Here is a 20,110-nt window from a genome sequence, read left to right as displayed (position 1 = left end):
GGATAGGTAGTTGCCACGCTTGCTAAAAAGAGCAATGAGTTAAATCTCATTGCTCTTTTTTTGTGTCTAAAAGTATCTATAAATACCGATGGATCAATGATTCAACAACTTATCAGTGAAAAAACTTAATAAATGTATTAATGTCAAACATATAAGTGATTAATCTAATGATGAACGGAGCCTCAGAAAACGCATATGAAACAGATTATGATAATGATTGGGTGATCAATGTAGTATCTTCTATTGGTTTCGGTTGAACATATGGAAAGATTACCGTACTAAATGATTGGATCACGTTCAATAAATGATTGACTATGGAATAATCAAACAACCATAATCTCAAAAATGATATCAAAACAATATATAGGAAGAAACTGGAAATATATGTAGATTTAACGATAAAGGTTCAAGTGATTTTGGTTTGAGAAATTAAAGTAAATAGGAATCACAAATAGACATACTAAAAATAATCAGTATCTGAAATCAACAAAAATAACTTCAACATATTTCCCGGGAAATATGTTAGATAAATAATAAACCATTTCCAAATTTCGCTCTAAATGATTATCGAAAAAAATCTAATGACTAGAACCTTTTACATATTCTCAATTAATAATTATATAGGTAGAAATTGAACTTCAAATTTCTAATACTCTCTTTGATATATTTGTTTACATGAATAATGACCGATTAACTGCATGTAAAGTCGATCTCAAAAAACTGACAGATAACACATGATAAAATTGTCTAAGTTGTTCGGAAGTATAAAATGATAATATTGAATTTAAAAAGTGTAAGCTGTCTTATTTGATAAGACAATAATTGATATCTGATTTTTAGAACATGCGATACAATTATTTTATCTTATGATGTAACTTTATAGAATCCAAAAATGAATGAATCATGTAAAACTACAATCTCATTTTGTATTTAATCAAAGCTGTTTTTATAGAAATCATAGCCGCAACTATATCCAATCTTATTTACAACTTTATTTTGATCATCAATGTATTGCTGAGTTTGCATCTTGTAAGTTAATAGTATCAATTTATAAGATGCAATTAATCTTTCTTGTATTTGAAAAATCCATCAAACATCGTCAACTATGCTGTTGCTTTGATGACCAATATAATATATCAATCACATAACGTAATTGATGTATATTTGTTCTCTCCTTTAGCATTTTGAGACTTAACTCTGTAGGTTTTTAATATCATCGAGCAACCTAGTTATATTGCGGACACTTGGACTTTGAACCTATTCGCTATAACAGTTAATCGATGATATTAATTTCTAAACTTTAAATATTTTTAAATCTCACTTTCCTTCGCTAATTAAGTCTCACAGATTCAACGACAAAGCCTCAGATTTATATCTATGCCTATTCGTAAATGTTTAATAACTTTTTTTAGAGGCCATTTGTTATTATCCATTAGTGATAATTAATTGGTCATCAATATCACTGAGCATCCAGTTATATTGCGGATACTTTGATCTTGAACATATTCGCTATAACAGTGGATTGATTACTAATTCATAAACTACAAATATTTTGAAATATTGTTTTTTCGACTCCTTAAATATAGCGAGTCCAACTATAAAGCCTAAACTTATATCTATACTTGTTCGTATATGTTTGATTATTTAATATGATGCTATTTGATGTTTTCCAATGGCGTTAATCATTGGAGCAATCTTCCTACAGAGAAAACTCTCAAGAGACTGATGAGGTGCTTGAAATATGTCTATCATTCTAAATCAGTTAACTGCTATTTGAAGTTCTTGTTTAGATCTCTTATACTCAATCGGTATCTCAAATTGAAAAATAATAACGTTTGTTCGTTTCAGATCCTCATGAATTATCCAACGCTGACACGCGTCTTCTGAGCTAAATTGGAGTTCGATACTAGGATAAATGATAACGACCAGCATTTAAGTACACGAGTGTTTGTACTCATCATCTCAATTTCACAGTTCTGCATTCAGCATGTGTCTTGAGATTATACCTAAATGTGTCTCAACAATTTCAAGGATATTTTTGATGGCTCAACGCAGGTATTATAGTATCACTCAAAATCCCTTTCTCCTATATTAGGAATAATAATGGACCTGTCCAATATTAGATTAGGTATCTTTTTATAGTAAATTGTTTCTCTAAATCTGACTACGATAAGTAAACTCAAATAAATTCATTTTTCTTCACATAAAGTGATTAAATAATAGTTAACTTTGTTCTCAAATATGATTATTGAAAAAAATTTTATCAAACTATAAGCGGCTTTTTAGTGGGCAAAACCTTTATAAATCACGGTTTTATTTACTTTTTAAAACAATTATGAAATAGATTGTACAAAAAAATTCATAAATGGACTTGTCATAACAAAATTTATGACTTAGTATAAATACATAACTTATACAAGTTTCGTGTACGACTTTTTAACATTGGCACTGGGACCATTGCTTAAAAAGATCGAATCAAAGTAGTTACTGGGAATTGCTGGATTTGATGATGAAATGTTGTACGAATTATAGGAGATCTATATTATGCATACGTTATTTGGCGAAGGATCAAGTTTCAAGAAGCTCATCACATGGGTTTCGGCTATAATACTGATGCTTCCAGTCTTGGCCTATTCAACAGTCGAGGTTGTTCAAGCGGCAGCTTACAATAACGCAGATAAATATACGGACGTTGATCCTAGCGTTCCGTTAAAGACATCGCAAAGAAATCCGGATAACATCGTTGGACTATCGATGACGGAGAAGAAGGGTGTTCCTATCATGAGGATGAACATCTCGCCGTCTAACAACGATGTGATTAAGAAAGGTGATCGACTTAATATCAGCTTCAACAAAAAGAATGTTGATACTAACAAGATCAAAGAGCTTGCTTCTCAAGATAACAGTAGCTTGTATGACATTAGTAAGAAGGGTAACAAATTAGTTATCAACTTCAAGAAGAATGCCACAAGTGGTAATTATCAAGAAGTCTTCGGCATTGCTACTAAGAATGTCAAAGCTTCTACAAAAGCAAACGCTACCTTCGCCGGTAAGAGCATAAAGATTGATAACAATAATATCAATTCTAAATATAGAGCTCCTCAAAAACAACAACGTTCAAATCAAACTCAGAGAACTTCAAACAACGGTAATCAGCAGACTACTAATAATCAAGGTTCTCAACAAGCACAAACTCAATCAGCTTCTTCTAATGACGGTCAGACACAGACGTCATCATCAAATGGACAAGCTGGTCAGACCCAAAGTAGTTCACAGCAACAGCAACAACAAGCTACTCAGCAACAGACTACACAACAACAGGGTCAAACAACTCAACAACAAACACAAAATGGTACGACGCAACAGCAACAGGCAAATCAATCTGATTCTGTTACTCCATCATTTTCACAAGCAGAAGATGCAGTTAATGATAGAACTTCCATCAAAGTAACTGGTACTGCAACTTCTGATCCTACTAAAGATAATCAAACTGATACATCATCAAATACGAATGATGCTCAGACAACACAAAATGATACTAATACTAACAACAGTGATCAAACTGCTGTTTCAAATAATTCCGAAACAAATTCTAACTCAGCCACAACAAATACAAACAATGAAGACGATCAAACAGAATCTTCTTCAAATGTAGCTGATAACGAAAATAATAGTTCGACCGCTCAGACTACAACACCAACCAACAATGATGTTGATACAAATAGTACTGATAGTAGTCAAGCTACAACTAATACAAACCAAACTACTGCTAATAACAGTACTCAAACAACACAACCAGCTGTTGATCAAACAGAACAACAATCAACGACTACTTTTGAACCTCAAGAAGTAACAACACCATCATCAACAACTAGCCAAACACAAGCTAGCGATAATTCTGGTTATATTGAGATTCAAAATCAAGGCTATGTATCTCCAAAAGATACTTTGGACAATTATCTGACATCTGATCATGATCTAGATAATAATAATGTTCAAAATAACGAAGATAACTATGAAGATAACTCTCAATTTGAAGCTATCTATGGCCATGTTCAGCAGAAAGCAACTAATGCTACTGACGAAGAACTTGGTGAAATAACTAAAGACTTGCCAAGTATGTGGAACTATATCGGTCAAAATGACTCAGATAGTGACACTAATGGACAAGTTTGGAATTTCCATTCCACATTGTCTACAGGTAGAGACCTGTTCGTCACAATTGATGGAACAGCTCAGCCTGATAGCTCAGACGTGCTTCAACAGCAGATGCCTAAGCTATTGAGAGCAATGGGTCAAAGTATTGAACCTGGTGCCCTTAATGAGGCCGTTGACATCGATGCCTTGAAGAGATCGCAGATCTATCAAGACTATCTCGATGGTAACTACACTGGACCAACTAGTGATAATACTGCTAATACCAGTGATGTCATTAATACAGTGGAAAACCACACGACTATCAGTCTTGATAAGCCTACGAATGGTGCTGACATCACGCAATTGCCAACGATCGGGAAAGTAGATCCTAATGTTCTATTGAAGGATGCCGAGGAACAAGCCAAGGTCAACCAAAATGGAACAGATACTACTACAACCGATAACAGTAGTGATAGCGCCGATAGTCAGGCCGAATACAATGCCATCAAACAAGATACGTACAATAAGATGACACCATGGGCTTCTGACGACGAAAAAGCTGAAATGCTTAAGTCAGTTCCAACAATTTGGAACGACGCCGCAAGCAAGACAGATAAAAACGACAAAGTAGGTCAATTCTACAATTATGTCCTTAATGGATCAGATGGTAGACAGATCTATTACACTATTGACGGTAGAGTTATCCCTAACGGCAACAAGTATGAAAAACAATTGCCTAATGTCATCGTTTCATTAGGAAAAGATATGAAGAAAGGTGAATTTGATCAAATTGTCAATAATGACATTTTGAGAAACTCACAAGCATATCAAGATTATCAACAACAAAGTCAAGGTAACGCCGCTACAACAGCTGCAACAACCGCTGCTACTAGCGCCGCATCACCACTTGGTGGCCTTGGATTAGCTCCATTGCTATTGGGATTACCAGGACTTCTATTGGCACCAGCCTTATTAGTTCCCGGATTGTTATTAGCCCCAGTCGCAACCGGCGCTGTTCTAGCATCCTTGCCAGTTGTTGCCTTATTAGCACAACCAGTGATCTTGCCAGCCTTGTTAGCCTTACCAGCACTAGCAATTGCTCCAATCGCATTGCCAGCAATCGGTTTAGGACTTCCACTATTATTAGGTGGTAAATTATTGACACTTCCTATTAAGTTATTCAATAACATTGTTTTGAGCACAATTGGTTCCGTCATTTTGACAGCACCAATCACCATCTTCAACACAATCGTTGGATTAACATTAGGATTGATCAACACATTGATTGGTTCAATTCCATTAGCATTATTAGACTTCATTGCACCAATCATCCTTAATTTCGTAATCATTTCATTAATGAGTCAATTCGTTCAATTAACAACATTCAACTTGTTGTTATTATCAACACTCGCCAAAGCATTGCTCAACGGTGCCATTGATTTAGCTTTAGGCTTATCATTCATCGGTTTGCCAATCGCTTTGTTGAAGGGTGCATTCGACCTATTCAGATTAGGATTAGGCCTTGTAAACACATTGTTATTACCAGTATTAGCCAAAATTGGTACATTCTTACTATTGTTACCACTCGGCTTGTTGAATACTGCCTTGTTAACAATGTTTAATATCTCAATTCCTTTGATTTTAGGATTCATTACTTCATTAGTACTAAGCACCTTAGTTGGTAGTTTGACGTTCTTGACATTGTTAGTCGTTAAATTATTAGCAGATCTTTTGAAGAACGGATTCAAATTACTTATTGGATTAGTTGCTGCCGCAACGATCTTCCTTGGATTACCAGTCTTGATCGTCGGAGCACAAATCCTTAACTTCTTCGTTCTATTGATTGCTAACGCAGTCGGTGGATTGATCCTCTGGGGTCTTCTAACATTAGCAAAGAGCTTGATGTTAGCTGGATTAGGCATTGCATTGTTCTCATTACCATTACTTGGACAATTTGCTATTAATACAATTGTTAAGTGGAGCATTAGAGCCTTGATCCACATCTTCAGATTCTTTGTTGGTCTATTCAAAGTCGGTGCAAGATTAGTTCTTTCATTCGTCTTAGGCCTCTTAAATGCAATTGCTGGAATAGCTAAAGCTGCTTCAGTAATTACCGCAGTAGTAAGTGGAATCGCAGCCGCATTGACCGCACTTATTCCGGTTGTTGGCCCGGTTCTCGCATTATTACCACTATTAATTTCATTATTATCAATCGCAAATTCACTAATCTTAACACCAATTAAATTATTGTTAGGATTCTTAAACTTAGTAGTCTTAGGTCTCAACTTATTAGCAATTCCTCTATATCTATTCATCAGACCATTAGTATCGATTGGTTTGGCCTTAGGTGCAGGATTGTTATCAGATATCTTGATGCCATTGCTCACATTACCATTAGTTCTCTTCAATCAATTGACATTGTTCAATTTGATTGGATTGCCACTATTGTTGTTGGGCTTGTTTAACACATTTGTTGTGTTACCACTCGTCTTAGCAGCTATCGGATTAGCTTGGGCCTTTGGATTACCATTGATCCTTGCACTTGGTGCATTTGGATTAACAGCAATTCTTGGATTGCTCTTATTATCATCACAACTTCCAATCGTTGCCTTGGCATTATTAGCATTACCAAGCTTGATCCCATTCTTTAACTTGATCATGGATACGATTTTCTTCGCTCCATTAATGATCTTGTTAGCTTCAATTTTGAACCTATTCATTGGATTACCATTAATGATGTTAGTTGATTCAATTATCAACTTAGTAATTCCATTCTTAGTATGGTTAACCGCAATGTTGTTATTAGCTCCAATCTTTGGACCATTAGCATTCTTGAACCCATTAACATGGATCAATTTGCCATTGCTCTCAGCAATTGGAACATTCTTTACAAAATTAATGCTTAAATTAATCGCATTACCAATCACAACATTCAACTTCTTAGCATTGAAGTTCTTGAACATGTTGTTACCATTGTTGGCTTCAGTACTTGTTTCATTAGGACTATCACTATTAGTCGCAGGAATTACATTTATTGCTCTTCTTGTGATTCACTTATTTAACAAATTCTTGAAGTTAGCAGCAAGATTAGTATTACTTGGTGCAATCACATTATTGATTCTCGGTGCATTACCAATCTTAATTGGTGCCGCTGTATTGAACTTCTTATTATTAGCTGCCCTTAATGCATTCGTTGGATTCAATCTATGGTTGATCACTACATTATTGAACAACTTAATAACAGCTGCATTCTTACTCGGATTGTTCTTGATTCCATTGGTAGGACAACTAGTAATCAATACCGTTGTTAAATGGAGTATTAGAGCTGTCATCCATTTGATCAGATTCTTTATGGGTCTCTTCAGATTAGGTACTAGATTAGTACTTCAGTTCATAATCGGATTAACAAACTTAGTATTAGGAGTCGCAAAGGGGATTGCAGCCGCAGCTGCCGTAGTTAACTTATTGTTAGCTCCGATCTCATTATTAGTTCCCGTTGTCGGTCCGTTACTATTCTTATTGCACTTACTTAGAGCTGGATTAGCAGGTATCAACTTCTTGATCTTGTTATCACTCAAGTTCTTAGCTGGTCTATTGAATTTATTAACTCTAGCTGGATTGTTATTATCAATTCCATACTGGTTATTCATCAGACCACTAATTTCCGAATTATTAGCACTTGGTGCCGGAGTTCTTTCAGACATCGCAATGACATTATTGACATTGCCATTAGTTTTCTTCAATCAATTGACATTGTTCAACTTGATCGGAATTCCAGCATTACTACTTAAAGCCTTCAACAACTTAGTAGTCTTACCATTGCTCATCAATGGTATCGGCTTGATTTTGGCAATTGGTTTGCCACTTGCCTTATTGCTCGGTGCATTAGGATTATTGAATACTTTGGCTCTTGGACTTCTTGGTCTCGGATTCCCATTGGTTGCTTTAATTCTTCTTACATTGCCTGGCTTGATTCCATTCTTGAACTTAAACTTAGCAATTCTAAACTTAATTGGTTTAGCAGGTTTGATCCTTAACGGATTGAAGTTGTTGTTATTACCACTTAAGATCTTGAAAGATTTAATCAATGACTTTGTATTACCACTCCTAATTGCTGGTGTATCATTCTTATTGTTATTACCATTGCTTCTTATCGAAGGCTTGGTTGCCGGTATTCTCAACTTCTTGTTGAGTTTGATACCTGCATTGCTTGGTGGTTTGATCAGAGGTCTTATCACATTATTCTTCAATGGATTACCAGTATTCTTATTCCTTCAATTATTCGCATTGTTACCAGCTATCATTACTGGATTATTGACAGCCTTAATTCCTGGATTGAACTTATTGACGATTCCATTAGGATTACTTGCATTATTAGCTCTTCCATTGACAGTATTGGGCGTTATCAATAATGTTATTCAATCATTGTTACAAGGACTACTTGCTAGTCTATTAACACAATTATTCTTCAATGTAATTACTGATCTTTCATTATTAGCATTGCCACTATTGTTCTTGCTATCACCATTACTATTAGTCTTAGCTACAATTGCTTTGTTAGTATTGTCATTCTTAGCAATTATCATTCCAGCAATAATCTTGGCATTGTTGTTCTTACCAATCATTGCTTTGGCAATGTTGGCATTAGCACCAATTTTGTTACTATTATTCTTACCATTGATCTTATTAGGATTGTTATTATTTATCCCATTCCTAATCTTTGGTTTGTTATCATCAGCAGTTCTAGTTTGGTTCTTAGCACCAATCTTCTTACAGATTGCTGTTAACCCAGTTGCTGATTTCGTAACATTCATCCTCTTAGTTTGGATGATGTTCGAGCAACCTGTTCTATTCTGGTTCTTCCAATTCATTAACACACCATTGATGTTCCTTTCATTCATCGGTATGTTCGTCAACTGGTTAAATCCATTGAACTGGTTATTCCATATTATTTCTATCGGTGCTTTGATCGGCTTACCATTAACATTACTTAATGACTTCTTAGTTCTTGACTTCATCAAATGGTCATCACTATTAACAATTAATTTTGCCGCTGGTCTATTAGCATTTATCACCTTAAGCATCGCAAAACTTGCTTTAATTAATTTGAATTTATTATTTATTATTAATACATTCTTAGTAACATTACCAATGATCGCTTATGTATGGATCGTTTTGGTTATTGGTTTCGTAATCGTTCTTGCAACGGCTATCTTAACCATTGGTATCAACCCAATTGGTATCTTCGAAATTTGGGTCATGGTTCCATTATTCACAGCTGGAGCTATCTTACTAGCATTATCAACTATGGTAATTGGATTGACATTAGACGTTCTTATGACGTTGTTACAATTGCCAATTATCGTTGGTAACTTACAATTTGGTTTGATCATGGCTGCACTTGCTAATCCATTAGCAACATTGATCGGTATTAATCTTCTTGGAACACTTGGATTAACTTCATTAGTTCTCTTGTTCGCAGGATTGTTCATGCTAGGTCAAATCTGGTTACCATTTACATTTGGAATTAACTCATTCTTGCTTTACTTAGTAATGGGTAGTCCATTGTTCATGACAGCTAACTTTGCCGGATTAGTACCAGTTATCGGTTGGATCATCGAATTGATTACTGATCCATTATGGATGTTGATTGGTATTTGGGGTACAGCATTACTTACAGATAATAACTTTGCATTATTTGTACATATCTTGATTCCATTAGCATTCTCAGCAATCACAGGAATTATGTTCTTGCTTGCATTGCTTCCAGTTGCCTTGATTATCTTGCCATTGGCATTGATTCAATCAATCGCAATTCTAGGTTTGTTATTTGGTGGTGTTGCCTTAGCAGCATTACTAGTAATTATTCCAACAGTAATCTTTGGTATTCTTGCAACCGCAACTATGCTATGGTTCTTTGCACCAATTCTATTACAACTATTAGTCAACCCAATTGCTGACTTCGTTGCATTCGTCTTATTGATTTTCATGATGTTCGAAGATCCTATCTTATTCTGGTGGGCATTTGAATACATCACTGTTCCAATGACATTGTTGACATTTATCGGCATGTTCGTGAACTGGTTGAATCCATTGAACTATATCTTTAAGGCAATTAGTGCATTAGCCATTCTTGGTATCCCAGCACTCGTCTTATTAGCATTATTGAGCATTGATCTTTTGAGATTAGGTTCATTGCTAACAATCAACTTGTTTGCCGGATTCCCAGCATTCATCTTCTTAACAATTGCAAAGTGGTTAATGATTGGTCTTGGAGTATTATTCTTCATCAATACATTCGTTGTCACTCTTCCAATGATTGCTTATGTTTGGTTAGTATTATTACTCGGTGTCGTAATCATCTTTGTTGATGCATTAGCTACACTTGGTATCAACGTACCAAACATCTTCACAATTTGGGTCATGGTTCCATTCTTTGTAATCTTTGCAATTTTGATTGCTTTGACATTTATTCCAGTTATGCTGGCTCTTGACTTAGCAGATGTCTTAATTGCCTTGGTCCCAATCGTTGCTAACTTACAATTAGGCTTGATTTCAGCATTCCTTGCAAATCCACTAGTCGCATTACTTGCAGCTAATAACTTTGCAATCTTAGGAATTTCCGCAATCGGATTATTCCTAGCTGGACTCTTCATGTTAGCCCACGTTTGGTTACCATTTACATTCGGAATCAACTCATTTATCCTTTACTTCATTTTAGGTAACCCATTATGGATGCTTCTCCAATTTGCAGGATTAGTCCCAATTATTGGTTGGATCGTTCAAATCATCGTTGACATCATTTGGATGGCACTTGGTCTATGGGGCACAGCCTTAATCACAGATAATAACTTCGCATTATTTATTCACATTTTTGTAACATTAGCATTTACTACAATTCCAGTAATGATGTTGTTGCTCGCAGTTCTACCAATCTTATTAGTAGTCTTGCCAGTCGGAATTATCGGTTCATTGATCTTCTTCGGATTGATCAATCTTCCAATTCTTCTATTCAACTTATTGCTCGCAATTCCAGTCATTCTCTACGGTGTATTCTCAATCGGAACTTTGATTTGGTTCTTAGCTCCATTGTTACTACAACTTGCCGTTAACCCAATCGCTGACTTCGTTGCATTCCAGCTATTGTTGTACTGGGCTATTGAGAATCCTATATTCTTCCATGTATTTAAGATTATTACTCTTCCATTAATGTTCTTTACATTTACAGGGATGTTTGTCAACTGGCTCAATCCTTTGAACTTCTTGTATCACGCCATTAATGCCTTTGCATTACTTGGTATCCCCGTAGTTGCATTATTGACATTATTGAATCTCAACTTATTGAGATTTCATTGCTAACGATCAATTTGTTCGCTGGATTCCCAGCATTCATTCTATTGACTATTGCTAAGTGGTTGATGATTGCTCTTGTTGGAGCCTATGTATTGAACACATTTATCGTTACATTACCAATGATCGCTTATGTATGGATTGTATTAGTACTTGGATTCATCGCCGTCTTTGTTTCCGCATTGGCAACCTTAGGTATCAATGTTCCAAATATCTTTGGTATTTGGGTCATGGTTCCATTGTTCTCAATCGGAGCTGTCTTAATTGCTTTGACGACAATTCCACTTATGCTTACAGCTGATCTATTGATCACATTAGTAGCATTCGCACCAATTGTTGGCACATTACAATTAGGCTTGATCTTAGCAACCTTGGCAAATCCACTTGCAGGTCTTTTAGCTGTTAACTCATTTGCAATTCTTGGTTTAACATCACTTCTATTGTTTGGCTTAGGATTGTTCATGTTGGCAGATACTTGGTTACCTGTAACGTTTAACATTATTCCATTCTTGCTCTACTTCGTATTAGGCGGACCACTTCTATATTCAGCACATATGATTGGTTTGATTCCAATTATTGGTTGGATCGTTCAAATCATTGTTGATATTGCTTGGATGTTGATTGGCCTTTGGGGTACAGCACTTATCACGGATAACTTCTTTGCAATCTTTGTACATCTATTTGTTCCATTGGCATTTGCTACAATCCCTGGAATTATGTTGTTAGTATCTGTTCTTCCAGTTCTATTGTTAGTATTGCCAGTCGCAATTATTGGATCATTGATCCTAATTGCACTAATCAACTTACCAATCTTGTTATTCAACTTATTGATTGCTATTCCAGTTCTATTGTTCGGCTTATTCTCAGCAGCAACAATCATCTGGTTCTTAGCACCAGTTCTATTACAATTAATGGTTAACCCAATTGCTGACCTTGTAACATTTGTAATCATGGTATTTACAGCCGCAGAGCAACCATTGTTCTACATTATCTTTAGCTGGCAAACAATCCCATTAACAATTGGTTCATTTATGGGAATGTTGATCAACTGGTTGAATCCACTTAATCTCTTGTTCCACGCTTTAGCAATCTTTGCTATTATTGCTATTCCGCTAACAGGACTTGCATCATTGCTTGCAATTGATGGTTTGAGACTATTAGATCTAATTGGAATCTTCACTATTATTGGTGCTCCAGCTGGATTGCTTGGTTTAATTCCATTAACAATTGCTAAACAATTAATGGTTGGACTAGTACTCTTGTACTTCTTGAATACATTCATTGTTACATTACCAATGATCGCTTATGTATGGCTTGTCTTAATACCTGGTGTAATTCTTGTATTCTTAAATGCATTTGCTAACCTTGGTATTAACGTTCCAAACATCTTCTCAATGTGGATCATGGTTCCATTCTTCTCAGTAGGGGCTGTTATCTTAGCATTAACATTAATTCCACTAATGCTCGCTATCGATGCTGCAGTTTCAATTCTTGCAATTGCACCTATCGTCGGCAACTTGCAAATCGGTTTGATCATGAGTACTTTGTTGAACCCAATTGCCGGTTTGATCGCAGCAAACCTATTCGCTATCCTTGGACTTTCATCCGTAGTATTATTCTTCGCTGGATTGTTCATGTTAGCAGATGTCTGGTTACCATTAACATTTGGTATCAATTCATTCATTCTTTACTTCTTATTAGCTAACCCTGCATGGTACATGTTACACATGGCTGGTTTGATTCCAATCATCGGTTGGATCGTTCAAATCCCTGTTGATTTGATTTGGATGTTAGCCGGATTATGGGGCACAGCCTTAATTACAGATAATAACTTCGCATTGTTTGTACACATCTTTGTAACCTTGGCATTCTCAACAATTCCAGGCATGATGTTGTTACTTACAGTTGCACCTGTACTATTAGTTCTATTACCAGTAGCTATTATTGGCTCATTGATCTTATTAAGTTTGATCAACTTGCCATTATTACTTCTTGGTATTCCAATTGCATTATTAACAGTCGTAATCGGAATTGCCGGAGCTTTGATGCTATTCTGGTTCATTTCACCAATCTTCACGTATTACATGATTAACCCAATTGCCGATTTCATTGAGTTTATTGAATTGTTCTACACAGCATTCCAGAATCCAGTTCTCTTCTGGATGTTCAGAATCTTCACTGTACCAGCATTGATTTACTCATTTATTGGTATGTTTACCAACTGGCTTAACCCAATCAACTGGTTGTTTATCGGAATTAGCTTATTCTCATTAGCAGCTCCAATAATTACAACATTGTTCAGCTTAGGCTTGATCGACATTTTGAGATTTGGATCATTACTACTACCATTCGGCTTTAACTTCGTAGCAGCATTAATTGCTAACGTTGCTCTAACAGCTGCTAAATGGTTACTAGAATTCATCTTCCTTAACATTGCATTTGTAATACCTGCACTTGTTTTAGGAATTCCACTAATTGCATTAGTTGTATTGATTCTTGTGATCGCATTTGCAATTGTATTCATTAATGCTCTTGCAACACTTGGTATCAACACACCAAACGTCTTTGTTCTTTGGTTAGCTGTTGATGTCTTCGCAACATGGGCCGTTATGTTCGGTGTATTACACTTCGTTGAATTTATGGCAATTGATTTAGCCATGATATTGTTCAACTTACCAATCGTTGGATTGTTACTCGGAGTTGGCTTAATCGCCGCTGGCTTAGCACATCCATTGATGATTCTTCCTATCTTGTTGGCTCAACTAGCAATAGGAGCTATCTCAATCGGTTCATTACTTGCCGGATTGTTCATGTTCTCAGCATTATGGGTACCACTTACAAATAACTTATTAGCATTTGCTGTATTCTTGATTTTTGCAAATCCTATTTTCATGATGCTTCAATGGATGGGACTTATCCCAATCATTGGTTGGATTATCCAATTGATCTTTGATTGGACGTACATGCCAATTGCATTCTGGTTCTCAGGATTACTCACAGCACTTGGATTTGTCTTTAATGTTCTCGGAATATTATGGCCAATCTTTGTTGCTAATATGTTCGGTATCTCATTGTTAACACCAATCTTAGGATTGCTTCTACCATTGTTGTTACCATTGGTACCATTAGTTCTAAGCATTGTTTTAGGATTAATGACATTAACTAATACATTAATTGCATTAGCATTTATTCCATTCGTCATCAGCTTATTGTTGATGCCAATCTTGACATTGTTATTATCATTGTTGCCATTGATTCCACTTCTACCATTGTTACTAATACCATTATTGTTATTAGCAATTCCATTATTACTAGGATTGGGATTATTAAGAAGATTGATCAACTTCGGTCTTTCATTATTGGTAGCAATCCCAGCAACATTATTATCAAATCTCTTTGGACAAATGATTCCTAATATCTTGAGATTATTAGCATTCGGCTTATTGCTCGGACTTAATATCTTCAACTTCATCATGAATCTTCTTCCAGGATTGTTACATAAGTTGCTCACATTGCCATTATGGATCTTGAGTCTCGCACTTCTTGTTCCATACTTGTTGGCATTACCACTGATGCTCTTAGATATGTTTAATGCCTTTGTCATTTCATCATTATTGAACTTGTTGAGAACAATCGCATTATCACTTCTAATTACTAAGTTATTAAACTTGTTGAACCTCTTGTTCATCAAATTACCAATGATTCTATTGTTGACAATCCCTAACTTGATCTTAGGTACATTGATTGCAGCATTAGCATTCCCAATTATTAAATTGGCCTTACCAATTATCAATGCATTATTGTTAACAGTCTTAGCTTCACCATTATTAACGATTCCAATTCAATTGTTTGGATTATTGAACCAGTTCTTAAGAGGTCTAGGTGTAATTCTTGACTTAGGTATCTTATTCCTACTTGGTTTACCAGGATTACTTCCATTCCATAACTTATTGATGGATGCATTATTCCTACTTCCATTACTATTGAATTTGATCGCCTTGTTCAATCTTTTGAGAACGCCATTGAAGTGGATCCACGACTTGTTCTGGCAATTAGCTCTACCATTATTGGTACAAGCATTGACATTCTTCGCATTGATTCCATTCTTCGGTTTGATCTCATTGTTGAACCCATTCAAGTGGTTACGGATGGCATTGTTAGCTGGCTTAGCTACTCTCGGCGTACAGATCTTAGCAACATTGATCTTGTTACCATTGAAACTATTGAACAACAAACTATTGAGTTTGCTTCCAGCATTGTTGAACGGCTTGTTATTAGGATTCTTAAGTGGAATCTTAGGTAGTTTGCCATTAGATGTTCTTGGATTATTAGCCTTGCCACTTCTAAATATCCTTGGCTTGATCGGTACCTTAACACCAGGCTTGAGATTATTAGGATTGCCACTATTAGTTCTAACTCAACTACTTGGCTTACCACTATTGATTGATTCATTAAGAAACTTATTAGCACCACTTCTTTGGGGAACATTAGCAGGACTCCTAACATATCCAATTGCAAACTTAGTCAAAGATTTGATTGATATTGCATTGTTACCATTACTTGGATTATTAGCAACATTGCCAATCTTCTTATTGAAGTTATTCAATAAAGCATTTGTCTTACGTCCATTGTTATTGTTCGGCTTACCATTATTAGCTGGATTAATAGCAGCTCCACTTGTCGCAATATTCAACTTAGTCAGAAGAGCTATCAAGCTTGGTTTGAACTTGTTGAACTTTGCAATCGCATTATTGACGATGCCATTGTGGCTTGGACTTCCAGCCTTGAATCTATTGAGAAGGGCATTGATCTTACCAGTACTCTTATTAACATTGTTAAGAGGCTTGAGAGATATCTTGAATCTTCTCGGATTCCCATTGTTGTTATTAGCTCTACCATTATTAGCAGGACTTGCAACATTGTTACTTGGACTTCCATTGATCACATTACTCAACATGTTATTATCATTGCCAATTCTATTGACATTGTTATTACCATTGTTAGCCGCATTACCAATCTTGCCAATTAAGATCTTATTAGATCTATTCCTATTACCATTAGTATTATTAGGAAACAAATTACTAGGATTGCCAGCAGCTCTTCTAGCAGGATTATTAGCACCATTGCTATTAGGTAGTTTGCTCAGACACTTGATCAAGTTACCAATCGATCTCCTCAAGTTACTTGGACTCGGATTGTTCAACTTATTGTTACCATTCGTTCCATTATTGAACTTGTTGACACCATTGCTATGGCCATTAGGATTATTCCTACTTCCATTAGCATTAACAGATGTCTTAAGAGATCTTCTTGGAAACTTACCAATTGATCTTTTGAACTTATTACTATTGCCATTGCTTACACTATTAGCTGGTTTAGCATTATTAGTTCCAGGATTAGGTCTCTTGTTAGCACCAATCTTGTTACCATTGATTCTTTCCAACTTATTAGCACAACCATTGACATTATTAAGAACGATCGGTGATATCGCTAAAGCATTATTGCTTGGCTTACCACTAGCATTGTTAGCCTCATTGTTGGCATTGCCATTGATCAACCTAGTAAACGATGCATTGAGCTTGTTACTATTACCATTATTAAGTGGTCTTCTAACATTGCCATTGTTCTTATTGAACCTCGGTTTGTTGACATTGTTGACATTCCCAATTGCCAAGGGTGTAGTACCATTCTTGATTGCAAACGGATTATCAGCCTTAGTTGCAAACTTCTTACCAGTCTTGATCGGATTATTACTCAACCCAATCATCGTCTTGGCAAATCTCTTCAGATTAGCTAAAGACTTGATTAAGACAATCAACAAGTTCATCTTGTTAGGACTTCTAGCATTACCAGGATTAGTTCCATTCTTAGACTTAGCCTTAGATGGATTATTCTTGATACCAGCATTGATCAACGGATTATCATTATTGAATCTCTTGAGCATGCCATTCAAGTTCTTGAAAGACTTGTTGAAGAATACAATCCTTCCATTATTAGTAGCAGGATTAATGAACTTATTGTTGTTACCAATCTTTGGACCATTGCAATTCTTGAATCCAATTAACTGGATCTTAGTACCAGCCATTGCTGCATTAAGAACATTCAATACAAAACTATTGTTGAAATTGTTATTAGTACCTGGACTCATCTTGTTGAACTTATTGACAAGTTTGGTACCAGCTACCTTAGCAGCAATCGTAGTTCCATTCTTAAGAGGTCTATTGGGCGGCTTGCCACTCGATATCCTTGGATTACTTGGTTTACCATTGCTCAACTTATTAGCATTGTTAGGCACATTGATCCCAGGCGTAAGATTGTTAGCTCTACCATTGTTGTTATTGACACAATTGCTTGGACTTCCACTCTTACTAGATACCTTAAGAAATCTAATTGCTCCTCTTCTATGGGGTGCATTAGCAGGATTGTTGACATACCCAATCGCAAACTTAGTTAAAGATGCTTTGGCATTACTTGGTTTACCATTGTTCGACTTGTTGGCAACCTTACCAATATTCTTACTCAAGTTATTGAAGAACGTATTATTAGGTAACTTGTTAGCACTTGGATTGCCATTACTTGCACAAGCATTGACATTCTTAGTACTTGTACCATTGAACTTATTAAGAGCTGGATTGAAGTTGTTGAGAAATGTCTTACCATTAGGACTTGCCTTATTGACAATGCCATTATGGTTCAACTTACCATTGCTCAACATCGTAAGAAGAGTAGCCTTCTGGTTACTACTTGGATGGGATCTAATAACATTGCCATTCAAGATCTTGAGAGACTTGTTAAGATTAGTCGGTCTACCATTATTGATGTTAGGTCTTCCATTATTAGCAGGATTACTCAACTTCTTAGTAACATTACCATTAGTAACACTTGCAATGATGTTGTTAGCATTGCCATTACCATTGACATTGTTATTACCATTGTTGGCATTGCTTGGTAACTTACCAATTAAGCTATTAACTGATTTATTGTTATTACCATTAATGTTATTAGGTAACGGATTGTTAGCATTACCAATCGCAGCAATCTTAGGAAACTTAATACCATTAGTACTCGGTGCATTGAATGGATTAATTAAATTGCCACTCGATCTACTCGGATTATTAGCTCTTCCATTATTGTTAGGTCTATTAGGTCTTGGTAAATTGTTCGCATTAGTAAATCCATTATTATGGCCATTACTACCAATCATCAACGTGCTTAGAAATGTCTTGAGAATGTTATTACCATTCAAGTTGGCAGACATTTTGAAAGATATCCTTGGACCATTGTCAGCATTGCCGATTGATTCATTATTGGCACTCGCAATTCCAGCACTTGGATTATTAACATTGTTAACAATGCTTAACCCAATCTTCTGGCCATTATTACCAGTATTATTGCCATTGGCATTAACACTTGGTTTGGTAGGAACACCAATTGCATTATTCAATGTTCTTAAGGACTTGGCTAAATTAGCACTTCCTGTATTGGCAACCTTATTATTGTTACCACTTATTAATACAGGATTGAATATCCTTGGATTATTGGCCTTGCCAATTGTCTCCGGATTGTTGACCTTACCATTGTTCTTATTGAACTTAGGTCTTAAGACCTTGATCACGTTACCAATCGTTAAAGCGGTATTGCCTATCTTGATCAACCTTGGCATCATGTTAGCTCTCGCTAACATTCCAGCCTTGATCATCTTACCTATCGTTGTATTGAGTAATTTGGTCAAAGGATTGAGATTATTAGGCGACACATTAGCTATTCTCTTGGCACTACCTGGAGTACTCAAAGACTTATTTGATTTAGTAATCCTCCCTCTAAAGATCCTAATCAAACCTCTATTAGTACTCGGATTGCCATTCTTAGCCAATGGATTGACATTCTTAGCATTGACACCATTGATGTTATTGAATAACTTGTTAGCACATCTAATCACATTGCCATTAGTTGCTTTGATTGGATTAGGTAATGTATTACTTCCATTATTAGTACCATTACTATTCTTGAACGTGTTGGTTCGTCCGTTAATCGCTCTTGGATTGATGTTATTAAATGGATTGATCTTACCAGTTCTATTGAAACTAGCTATCGCAATTCCACTAATTGGCTTGATGTTATTACCATTCTTGATCAGCCTCTTAGGATTACCATTGTTCTTGTTGAGCTTACCAATTCCACTATTCAATATGGGATTGCAATTACTCAGCTTAGGCTTGATAATTCCAGGATTAGCTCTCTTGGTTGGCGGACTCATCGCTGTACCAATTGGCTTGATAGGATTACTTGGTGGTATGAACGCTACTCCAGGTGCAGTTGTACCAGGAGTACCTGGCGAAGGCGGTAACGAGGTACCAGAGCCTGGTTACGGAATTCGTGGAATACCATCAGTTGGATTCTGGGTACACAATGACCCTCTAGTACTTAGCTAGACTCATTGTTGTGGAATAAAACCACGCGCAAGTTATTCACCATGTTTAGGAATTGAGTTTAGTGTCTGGGTCGGAAGCCAGCCTAAATTCAAACCCAGCGGGTACGCAAGTATCTGATTCCTAAAATGATTCAATAACAAAAAAATTGATACCAAGAATCAAGTATTCGGTCGCAAACAAGTTTTCATAAT

2 protein-coding genes are annotated in these 20,110 nt (G+C 36.0%); both read left to right on the top strand.

Annotated features, from left to right (window positions below; genetic code table 11):
- Positions 1-2,544 precede the first annotated feature (2,544 nt).
- Positions 2,545-11,496, top strand: a complete 8,952-nt coding sequence (locus FC27_RS09435) for a hypothetical protein (protein ID WP_010624775.1) — start codon at positions 2,545-2,547, stop codon at positions 11,494-11,496.
- Complete coding sequence (locus tag FC27_RS09430; RefSeq protein WP_029508195.1) at positions 11,490-19,919, top strand: MFS transporter; 8,430 nt, start codon at positions 11,490-11,492, stop codon at positions 19,917-19,919. The genes FC27_RS09435 and FC27_RS09430 overlap by 7 nt, the downstream gene beginning before the upstream one ends.
- Positions 19,920-20,110: the final 191 nt, after the last annotated feature.

The organism is Companilactobacillus versmoldensis DSM 14857 = KCTC 3814, from assembly GCF_001434295.1.
Lineage (GTDB): Bacteria > Bacillota > Bacilli > Lactobacillales > Lactobacillaceae > Companilactobacillus > Companilactobacillus versmoldensis.
Note: the sequence above shows the minus strand (reverse complement) of the source record. Positions and strands in the feature narration are given on the sequence as shown.

What these genes read in the sequence shown, in the direction of transcription:
- FC27_RS09435 (WP_010624775.1), top strand. Translation starts at nt 2,545, where the DNA reads ATGCATACGTTATTTGGCGAAGGATCAAGTTTCAAGAAGCTCATCACA.